Origin of the sequence: Micromonospora deserti, assembly GCF_003236335.1 — a bacterium.
GTDB classification, from domain to species: domain Bacteria; phylum Actinomycetota; class Actinomycetes; order Mycobacteriales; family Micromonosporaceae; genus Micromonospora; species Micromonospora deserti.
In genome coordinates, this window is record NZ_POUB01000239.1 from 1 (window position 1) to 9,187 (window position 9,187).

Sequence of the window (9,187 nt, forward strand, 5' to 3'; positions counted from 1 at the left end):
GTGTTGCAGGCCGACGACCCGGAGGCGCGGGGGCCGCAGGATCCGACGCCGCTACCGGTGTGCCGGCGCACGGTGCTGCGCGGTGAGGTGATCTATGAGGAAGGGTCTGCGTGAGCGAGCGAGCCATCGATACAGCACAGGCGCGTGTGGCGCCGTCGCCGAGCGGAGCGAGGTGACGGGGTGACAGGCAAGCTTGACCTGGATCCGGCGCTGGTGGGCCGGGCGCGGGAGTTGGCGCGCCGCGCCGGGCGGCCGGTGGTGGATCTGGCGCGGAGCCACACGACGGTGTCGGTGGAGCGGGCGGTGCTGCGGCTGGCCGGGGTGACCGGCGCGGACCCCGACGGCATCCCGTGGGTGAACCGCCTGGTCGACGCGGTGGTCGCCGATGTGGGGTTGGGCCATGGGGTGGCGGTGCCGGTGTTCGACGCCCTGGCCCGGGAGCAGATCACCGACGTGACGTTGCTGGCGCAGAAGGCCGCCGCCGGGTCGGTGCGGTTCGCCGTGCCGGCCGGGAAGGCGGCGACGGCGGCGCGCAGGGCGGCGCGGCGGGCGGTCGCGGCGGGCATCCGGCGTATCGACCGGCGTCGGGCCGAGCGGGAGCGGCTGGTCACGCGGTACGGGGACCCGAGGCAGCGGCCGTGGATCTACCTGATCGTGGCGACCGGGGACATCTACGAGGACATCCCGCAGGCGCAGGCCGCGGCCCGGGCGGGCGCGGACGTGATCGCGGTGATCCGGTCGACGGGGCAGTCGCTGCTGGATTACGTGCCCGAGGGGGCGACCCGGGAGGGTTTCGCCGGCACGTACGCCACGCAGGAGAACTTCCGGTTGATGCGGGCGGCGCTGGACGCCTCGTCGAGGGAGTTGGGCCGGTACGTGCGGCTGACGAACTACGCGTCGGGGTTGTGCATGCCGGAGATGGCGACCCTGGCCGGCCTGGAACGGCTGGACATGATGCTCAACGACTCGATGTACGGGATCCTGTTCCGTGACATCAACCCGATCCGCACCTTTGTTGACCAGCGGTTCTCCCGGCAGGTGCACGCCCGCGCGGGGATCATCATCAACACCGGTGAGGACAACTACCTCACCACCGCCGACGCGGTGGACGAGGCGCACACGGTGACGGTGTCGCAGCTGCTCAACGAGTACTTCGCGCACGAGGCGGGGCTGGCGGACTGGCAGTTGGGGCTGGGGCACGCGTTCGAGATCAACCCGGATCTGCCGGAGTCGTTCCGGTTGGAGCTGGCGCACGCGCTGCTGGCCCGGGAGTTGTTCCCGCAGGCGCCGCTGAAGTGGATGCCGCCGACGAAGCACATGACCGGTGATGTGTTTCGGGGCAACCTGCTCGACGGGTTCTTCAACCTGGTCGGCACCATGACCGGGCAGGGCATCCTGCTGGTCGGGATGATGACTGAGGCGGTGGTGACGCCGTGGCTGTCGGACCGGGACATCGCCCTGCAGAACGTGCGGTACGTGCTCGGCGCCGCGGGTGGGCTGCACGAGGACTTTGTGCCCGCGCCGGGCGGGTTCATCCAGCAGCGCGCCCACCGGGTCCTCGGCGAGGCGGTGGAGCTGCTGGAGCGCATCGGTGAGCAGTCGCTGCTCACCGCGATCGCCGAGGGCACCTTCGGGATCATGAAGCGGCCCGCGGACCGGGGCAAGGGGCGCGACGGGGTCGCCGCCCACGAGGCCGGCTACTACAACCCGGCCACGGAGATCCTGGAAGGGGGCGTGGCATGAGCGCCGCCGAGGTGGGCGCGGCCGGCGCCGCGAAGAAGATCGTCCGGCCGTACGGGGACACCACCGGCGACGGCATGGTGCAGGTGTCGTTCACGCTGCCGGTGCCGCACGACAAGCGGGCCGAGGGCGCGGCGGTGCAGTTGGCCAACAAGATGGGCATCGACCCGGCGATGCTAGTGCACGCGAAGCAGTTGGGTGACGGGTTCACCTTCTTCGTGGTGTACGGGCGGGTGAACCACCTGGTGGACCTGTCGGCGGTCCAGGTGGTGGAGCGGGACTTCCCGCTGCTGTCGGCCAAGGAGGTCAACGCCCTGGTCAAGCAGAAGCTGCGGCGCAAGCTGTCGGTGGTGGGGGCGTGCATCGGCACCGACGCGCACACCGTCGGCATCGACGCGATCCTCAACGTCAAGGGCATCGCCGGGGAGAAGGGCCTGGAGTACTACCGGGAGTTGAAGGTCACCAACCTGGGTGCGCAGGTCAGCGTGCCGGAGCTGGTGGAGGCGGCGCGGGTGGAGCGGGCCGACGCGGTGCTGGTGTCGCAGGTGGTCACCCAGCGCGACGCGCACCTGCACAACACCCGGGAGATGTCCGCGGCGTTCCGGGAGGCGATGCCGGCGGGGCGGCGGCCGCTGCTGATCGTCGGCGGGCCGCGGTTCGACGAGACGATGACCGGCGAACTCGGGGTGGATCGGATCTTCGGCCGGGGCACCACGCCGGGCGAGGTGGCCAGCTATCTGGTGCACGCGTTGGTCACGAGCAGGAAGGCGGGAAGGCATGAGTGACTCCCGGGTCGGGTTGACCGTCGTGCATCGGCGTTACGTGCCGTACTCGCACGCCCACTACGCCGGCGATCTGGTCGACGGGGCGTACGCGCTGGGCCTGTTCGGGGACGTCGCGACGGAGGTGTGCATCCGCACCGACGGCGACGAGGGGCTGTTCGCCTCCTACTCCGACGTGCAGTTCAAGGCGCCGATGAGGGCCGGGGACGTCCTGGAGGTGGCCGCGACGGTGACCCGGGTGGGCACTCGCAGCCGCACCATCGACTTCACCGTCCGGGTGGTGTGCCGGGGCCGGCCGGACCGGGGCGAGTCCGCCGCCGAGGTGCTCGACCCGCCGATCGTGGCGGTCACCGCGACCGGCACCGTGGTCGTCCCGCCGGTGGCGTGAGCGTCGCCGTCTGCGCCGACGTCGGCTCCACGTACACCAAGGTGGCGGTGGTGGACCTCGACGGCGGTGGCCTGGTCGCGGCGGCGTCGGCGCCCACCACGGTCGGCACGGACGTGCTGCACGGCCTGGACGCCGCCGTCGCCGCCGCCACCGCCGGGCTCGGCGTGCGCGCCGCCCCGTGGTACGTGTGCTCGTCGGCCGGGGGTGGGCTGCGGCTGGCCGTCGTCGGCTACGAGCAGCTGGTCACCGCGCAGGCCGGCCGGCGGGTCGGCCTGTCCGCCGGGGCGAACGTGGTGCACGTGGCCGCCGGTCGCCTCGGCGCCGCCGGGCTGGCCGCGCTGCGCGCTGCCCGCCCGGACGTGGTGCTGCTCGTCGGCGGCACCGACGGCGGCGACGCGGAGGTGTTGACCCACAATGCCACCCGGCTGGCGAGGGCCCGGTGGCGGCGGCCGGTGGTGCTCGCCGGCAACGCCGACGCCCGCGACGAGCTGCACGCCCTGCTCGCCGCCGCGCGGGTGCCGGTCACCGTCGCCGACAACGTGCTGCCCCGCATCGGGGTGCTCGCGCCCGCCTCGGCGCGGGCGGCGATCCGGGCGGTGTTCCTGCGGCACGTCATCGGCGGTAAACGCCTGTCGCGGGGTTCCCGGTTCGCCCGGCTGGTCCGCGCGGCCACCCCCGACGCGGTGCTGACCGGGGTGGAGACCCTCGCCGACACCCTCGGCGGGGACCTCGCCGTCGTCGACGTGGGCGGGGCGACCACCGACGTGTACTCGGTGCTCACCCCCGACGAACGTGCCGGCGGGCCGGGCCGGGAGGTCGCCGGGGCGCTGTGGCGGGCCCGCACCGTCGAGGGGGACCTCGGGATGCGCTGGAGCGCGCCCGGGGTGGTGCGGGCCGCCGTCGAGGAACGGCTGCTCGGCGCGGGTGAGCAGGACGGTCTGGCCGCGGCGGCCGCCGCCCGCGCCGCCGACCCGGGGTTCCTGCCCGGCGACGCCGACGAGCGGGCCGTGGACGCCCGCATCGCCGCGCTCGCCGCCACGGTGGCGCTGCGGCGGCACGCCCGGGGCGCGGCCACCGGCGAGCGCGCCGGCCGGGACCTGCGTGACGTGCGGCTGCTGGTCGGTTCCGGCGGGGTGCTGCGCCACGCGGCGCCCGTCGACGCGGCCGCGGTGCTGGGCGCGGTGCTCACCGACCGGGCCGGCGGGTGGGCGTTGCCGCGCAACGCCCGGGACGTCGTCGACGTCGACTACGTCCTCGCCGCCGGTGGCCTGCTCGCCGGGGAGTACCCGGCGGCGGCGCGGGCACTGCTGCGCCGCCACCTGGGCGGCTGACCGGGTCCGGCGGGCAGCTCCTCCCGCCGGACCCGGTGCCGGCCTACAGCGACCCGGTGCGCCACGGTCCGGTGATGGCGAAGGTGATGCCGGGGCTCTGCGCGTTGACGAACAGCCAGTTGCCGGTGCGCGGCTCGAACGTGGACCCGCACCACTCCGACCCGGAGTAGTCGCCGGCGGCGACGGTCTTGCCCGGCACCCCGCCGGCGGGGATCACCACCTGGTTCAGGGCGAACGGGAAGATCACCCCGTCGGTGGTGAGGCCGTGCAGGTACTCCCCGGAGCTGCCGTCCTCGCACAGCACGATGCCGCCGCGCGGGCTGACGCAGATGTTGTCCGGGTTGTTCAGCACCGCCGCGTCGGGGGAGGCGAACAGCACCCGCATCCGCTCGGCGGCCGGGTCGTACTCGAAGACCTGGCCCTGCCCGGCGGGGCCGCCGCTGGTGGAGACGACGTAGACCCGGTCGTTGCCCCACCAGGCGCCCTCCAGCCGGCGGAACACCGCCGCGCCCTTCGCGGCGCCCTGCAGGGCGGGGCGGGTCTGCCCGGGGGCGTAGTCCGGGTTGTCGATGGTCACCCAGGTCAGGTCCCGGTACTCGGTGCCGGTGCCGTCGCCGTAGGTGGCGTACGACGAGCCGTCGGCGGTGGGCACCACCAGCATCTGCAGCACCCCGCCGGCGGCCAGCTCACCGCGGGTGTGCGGCAGGTACCGGTACAGGCCGGACGGGGTGGCGTCCTCGGTGAGGTAGACGATTCCGCTGCCCGGGTCCACCGCGACCGCCTCGTGGCTGAACCGGCCCATCTGCCGCAGCGGCCGCGGGTCGCCCTTGCCGGTGTGCGGCACCTCGAACACGTACCCGTGGCGGGTGCCGTCCGGGCCGACCTCGGTGGTTTCCTCGCAGGTCAGCCAGGTGCCCCACGGGGTGGGGCCGCCGGCGCAGTTGCGGATCGTGCCGCCGAGGCTGGCCCACGAGTCGGTGAACCGCCCGGCGTCGGGGTCGAACACCAGGGTGGTGGTGCCGCCGGCGGCCGCCGGGTTGTAGGCGGGGGTGGTGAACGCGCCGGTGTAGCCGCCGCGTTCGTGGTTGCGCACCAGGGCCACCGTGCCGTCGGTGCGGCGGAACGCGGCCATGCCGTCGTGCGCGCCCGGGGTGCGGATGCCGTCGGACATCAGGTCACCGGTCCAGCCGTAGCTGAGGTACTCGAAGCCGCGGGGCAGGCGCAGCAGCTCCAGCCCTGTGGTGTGGTCCTTCACCGGGTGCAGTGGACCGTAGTCGGGGCTGGCGGGCAGTTTCGCCAGCGGGGCGGCGCCGGCGGTGCGGGCGCTGAGGGCGTCGAGCGGGCCGAGCGCGGCCAGCGCCGCGGCGGTGACGCCACCGCGCAGCAGGTTGCGCCGGTCCAGACCGTTGCTCGTGGTCACTTCCACCTCCTGGATCGTGGGCCACCGACGCTAGGAGGGCCGTCGGTGGCCGTCACCGGACGCGGTGTGAACCTCAGCTGAACGCCCCGCCACGCCCGGGCGGCGGGACTCGCCGGGCGACACGCCGATGCGCCGGCCGCGACTCGTCGGGGGTGGGTTGACAGCGGCGGGGGTGCAGCACGTACCGTCTTTGAGTCCTACTACGGGAAGCGGCTGTTGTTCGCTTCGTCCCTTCGTCCGCTGGCCGAGCGACACGAGCAGTTCGTCGCGGCGGCCAGGTCCAGCGGGCGGGGGTCGGCGGGGCGGCGCGAACCGGCCGCGGTTACCGGTGTACGGGCAGGGTGAGGTGCACGGCCAGTAGACAACGGCCAGGCGGGGGCAGCCAGTCGGCGTCCGGTCGGTCCGAAGGTCGACGTGCCGCATCCTCGCCCCACCGGCCGGGAAGGGCCTGGGAGCATCGGGGCGCGGCGGAAGCCGCGCCCCGATTTCGTTTCTCCCGGTGCGGCAGCGATCCGCCACCGACGTCGTCGGTGTGCGGCATCCCGCCGAGCGCCCGCGGGCGGCGGTCGAGCGACCAGACGCGGCGTCCCGCTCGGCGGCGGCCCGGGCCTCCTCGCAAGCTCGCATCACCCTGCTGGTGGACTCCGGCCGACATACCTCCCCGGCGCGGCCCTGGGCCGCCGGCGGTGGCGGCTGACCGGCCGGAAGCCAGGTAGCCTTCGGCCCGTGATCGTGGTGAGGTGGCCGTGACGACCATTACCCAGGACGAGGTCCCTGCCGGGCGGGCGGCGCCCGCCGTCGCCCGGCCCGGGCCGCTGCCGCTGCGGGTGGCCGCCCCGGCGGCGCTGGCGGCCGGGCTGGCGCTGCTGGCGGCGTTCCCCCCGTACGGGGTGTGGCCGCTGGCGCCGGTCGGGGTGGCGCTGCTGGCGGCCGCGGCGCACCGGCGGCGGATCCGGGCCGGCGCGGGGCTGGGTTTCCTCACCGGGGTGGCGTTGTTCGCGCCGCTGCTGAGCTGGACGAACCTGCACACCGGGTACCTGCCGTGGGTGCTGCTGTCGCTGCTGCAGGCCGGCTACCTGGCGCTGCTGGGCGCGGCGACGGCGTGGGTGTCGCCGCTGGCCGACCGGTGGCGTGCCACCTGGCCGGCGCTGACCGGGGTGCTGTGGGTGGGGCAGGAGGCGCTGCGCGACCGCACCCCGTTCGGTGGTTTCCCGTGGGGGCGGCTGGCGTTCAGCCAGGACGACTCGCCGCTGCTGCGCCTGGCCGGCCTCGGCGGGGCGCCGCTGGTGACCTTCGCGGTGGCGCTCACCGGGGGGCTGCTGCTGGGCGCCGCCTGGTGCTGGTGGGACGGGCGCGGCCGCCGGTGGGCGCCGGTGGCCGGGCTGGCCGCGGCGGCGGTCGCGGTGCCCGCCGCCGCGCTGGGGGTGCCGGTGGCCGCCGCCGGCCCGGGCGTGGCGGTCACCGTGGCGATCGTGCAGGGCAACGTGCCCCGGCTCGGCCTGGACTTCAACGCGCAGCGGCAGGCGGTGCTGAACAACCACGTCGAGGCCACCATCGAGCTGGCCGCGGCTGTCACCGCCGGCCGGCAGCGCCAACCCGACCTGGTGGTGTGGCCGGAGAACTCCAGCGACATCGACCCGCTGCGCGACGGCACGGCCGGCGCCCGGATCTCCCAGGCCGCCGACGCGGTGCGCGCGCCGATCCTGGTCGGTGTCGTACTGCGCGGTCCGGGCGCCGGGCAGGTCCGCAACGCCGGCATCCTGTGGCGTCCGGGCACCGGCCCGGACCTGGCGCAGCTGTACACGAAACGGCATCCGGTGCCGTTCGCCGAGTACGTGCCGATGCGGGAGCTGGCGCGCATGGTCAGTAGCCAGGTCGACCGGGTACGGGCCGACTTCGTGCCCGGCTCCGAGCCGGGGGTGCTGCACACCGGCGCGGCGGTGCTCGGCGACGTGATCTGCTTCGAGGTCGCCTACGACGAGGTGGTCCGCGACACCGTCACCGGTGGGGCGCAGCTGCTGGTGGTGCAGACCAACAACGCCACCTTCGACGTGGCCGAGGCGCGGCAGCAGCTGGCCATGGTGCGGCTGCGGGCGGTCGAGCACGGCCGGCCGGCGTTGATGGCCTCGACGGTCGGAGTGTCCGGGTTCGTCGCCCCGGACGGGCGGGTAAGCGACGCCACCGGGTTCAACACCCGCGCGGTCGTGGTGCGGCAGGTGCGCCTGGCCGACGGGCGCACCCTGGCCACCCGGGTCGGGCTGTGGCCGGAGGTGGCGCTGGCCGCCCTGGCGGTGACGGCCCTGGCCGGCGCGGCGGTGCTGCGCCGCCGGCACCGCGCGGGCGGGTAGCACACCAGCCGGGACGACCCGGCGGAGAGGGAGCGACGGTGGGCGAGGCGACCGACACCCGAGAGCCGACGGCCGGTCACCCAGGGGTGGGCCGGGTGCTGGTGGTGATCCCGACCTACAACGAGGCCGACAACCTGACCCGAATCGTGCAGCGGGTACGCCGGGCCGCGCCGGCGGTGGAGATCCTCGTCGCCGACGACAACAGCCCCGACGGCACCGGCGGGCTCGCCGATGCCCTGGCCGCCGCCGACCGGCGGGTGCACGTGCTGCACCGGGAGGGCAAGCAGGGGCTCGGCGCGGCGTACCTGGCGGGGTTCGCGTGGGCGCGGGAACGCGGCTACGACGCGGTGGTGGAGATGGACGCCGACGGCTCGCACGCCCCGGAGGACCTGCCGGCGATGCTGGCGGCGGCCCGCGACGCCGACGTGGTGATCGGGTCGCGGTGGACCGCGGGCGCCCGGCTGGTGAACTGGCCGCTGCGGCGGCTGCTGTTGTCGCGCTGCGGCAACCTGTACGCGCGGCTGGCGCTGGGCATGCCGGTCTCCGACGCCACCGGCGGCTACCGGGTATACCGGCTCAGCGCGTTGGAGGCGGTCGACCTGGGGTCTGTGTGCTCGCAGGGGTACTCGTTCCAGGTGGAGCTGTCCCGGTTGGCGCACCGGGCCGGGGCGCGCATCGTCGAGGTGCCGATCACGTTCGCGGAGCGGGAACGCGGCAGCAGCAAGATGAGTCCGTTGATCGTGGCGGAGGCGCTGTGGCGGATCACCGCGTGGGGGGTGCAGGACCGGCGGCTGGCGCTGCGGCGGGGCCTGCACGGCACGCCCACCGGTCAGGTGCGGTGGCCTTGAGCGCCGGCGTGTCATGCTGGACACGCGGGCTGTCCCGCCGGTCGTCGGGCCGGTAGCGGTGACGCTGTGGGCGTGACCGGCCACGGCGGGGCAGACCGGACGAAGGGCGCCGCGAGGGCGGATGGGGTGAGATGCGCCGAGGACTGAGGTTCGTACCGCTGGCCCTGCTGCTGGCGGTGGTGCTGGAGCTGGCGGTGTTCGTCGCGGTGGGGCGGGCGGTCGGGTTCGGCTCGGCGGTGCCGCCGGGGCTGGCTCTTATACACATCTGACGCTGCCGACGAAGCTAGAAGTGTAGAACTCGATGGTCACCGTATCCCTGAAAAAAAGAAT

8 protein-coding genes and 1 pseudogene are annotated in these 9,187 nt (G+C 74.6%); 8 read left to right on the top strand and 1 reads right to left on the bottom strand.

Features of this window, described 5'->3' with window-relative positions; genetic code table 11:
* Window positions 1-180: 180 nt before the first annotated feature.
* Genes kamD through C1I99_RS25050 form a run of 4 tightly spaced genes read left to right on the top strand, consistent with a single transcriptional unit; the run spans window position 181 to window position 4,241 of the window.
* Entirely contained in the window at window positions 181-1,743 is a 1,563-nt protein-coding gene (gene kamD, locus C1I99_RS25035) for a lysine 5,6-aminomutase subunit alpha (protein WP_111136648.1), read from the top strand.
* Window positions 1,740-2,525: a lysine 5,6-aminomutase subunit beta gene (gene kamE, locus C1I99_RS25040; protein ID WP_111136649.1), complete on the top strand. Its 786-nt coding sequence runs from the start codon at window positions 1,740-1,742 to the stop codon at window positions 2,523-2,525. Before kamD ends, kamE begins: the two co-directional genes overlap by 4 nt.
* Window positions 2,518-2,910 (top strand): 3-aminobutyryl-CoA ammonia lyase, encoded by a 393-nt coding sequence (gene kal / locus C1I99_RS25045; RefSeq protein WP_111136650.1) that lies wholly within the window; start codon window positions 2,518-2,520, stop codon window positions 2,908-2,910. The genes kamE and kal overlap by 8 nt, the downstream gene beginning before the upstream one ends.
* On the top strand, window positions 2,907-4,241 hold the full coding sequence (locus tag C1I99_RS25050; protein ID WP_111136651.1) for a glutamate mutase L: 1,335 nt from the start codon (window positions 2,907-2,909) through the stop codon (window positions 4,239-4,241). The genes kal and C1I99_RS25050 overlap by 4 nt, the downstream gene beginning before the upstream one ends.
* Window positions 4,242-4,284: 43 nt before the next feature.
* On the opposite strand, the gene C1I99_RS25055 is transcribed toward C1I99_RS25050, so the two are convergent.
* Window positions 4,285-5,661, bottom strand: a complete 1,377-nt coding sequence (locus tag C1I99_RS25055) for an alkaline phosphatase PhoX (protein ID WP_199562383.1) — start codon at window positions 5,659-5,661, stop codon at window positions 4,285-4,287.
* Window positions 5,662-6,160: 499 nt separating this feature from the next.
* Here C1I99_RS25055 and C1I99_RS25060 point away from each other — a divergent pair, with 499 nt between their 5' ends.
* The 4 genes and pseudogenes from C1I99_RS25060 to C1I99_RS25075 all read left to right on the top strand — a co-directional run.
* On the top strand, window positions 6,161-6,358 hold the full coding sequence (locus C1I99_RS25060) for a hypothetical protein (RefSeq protein ID WP_111136653.1): 198 nt from the start codon (window positions 6,161-6,163) through the stop codon (window positions 6,356-6,358).
* A 58-nt stretch (window positions 6,359-6,416) separates the two neighbouring features.
* Entirely contained in the window at window positions 6,417-8,009 is a 1,593-nt protein-coding gene (gene lnt, locus C1I99_RS25065; protein WP_233512701.1) for an apolipoprotein N-acyltransferase, read from the top strand.
* Window positions 8,010-8,047: 38 nt separating this feature from the next.
* A complete protein-coding gene (locus C1I99_RS25070) occupies window positions 8,048-8,857 on the top strand; it encodes a polyprenol monophosphomannose synthase (protein ID WP_111136654.1) in 810 nt (269 codons plus the stop codon).
* 131 nt (window positions 8,858-8,988) lie between these two features.
* A pseudogene (locus C1I99_RS25075) lies at window positions 8,989-9,096 on the top strand (FxsA family protein); the annotation flags it as partial.
* Between the last annotated feature and the right edge of the window lie 91 nt (window positions 9,097-9,187).

Bases quoted from the DNA above. Each gene is read 5' to 3' on its own strand.
- kamE (WP_111136649.1), top strand. From the start codon at position 1,740: ATGAGCGCCGCCGAGGTGGGCGCGGCCGGCGCCGCGAAGAAGATCGTC.
- kal (WP_111136650.1), top strand. From the start codon at position 2,518: ATGAGTGACTCCCGGGTCGGGTTGACCGTCGTGCATCGGCGTTACGTG.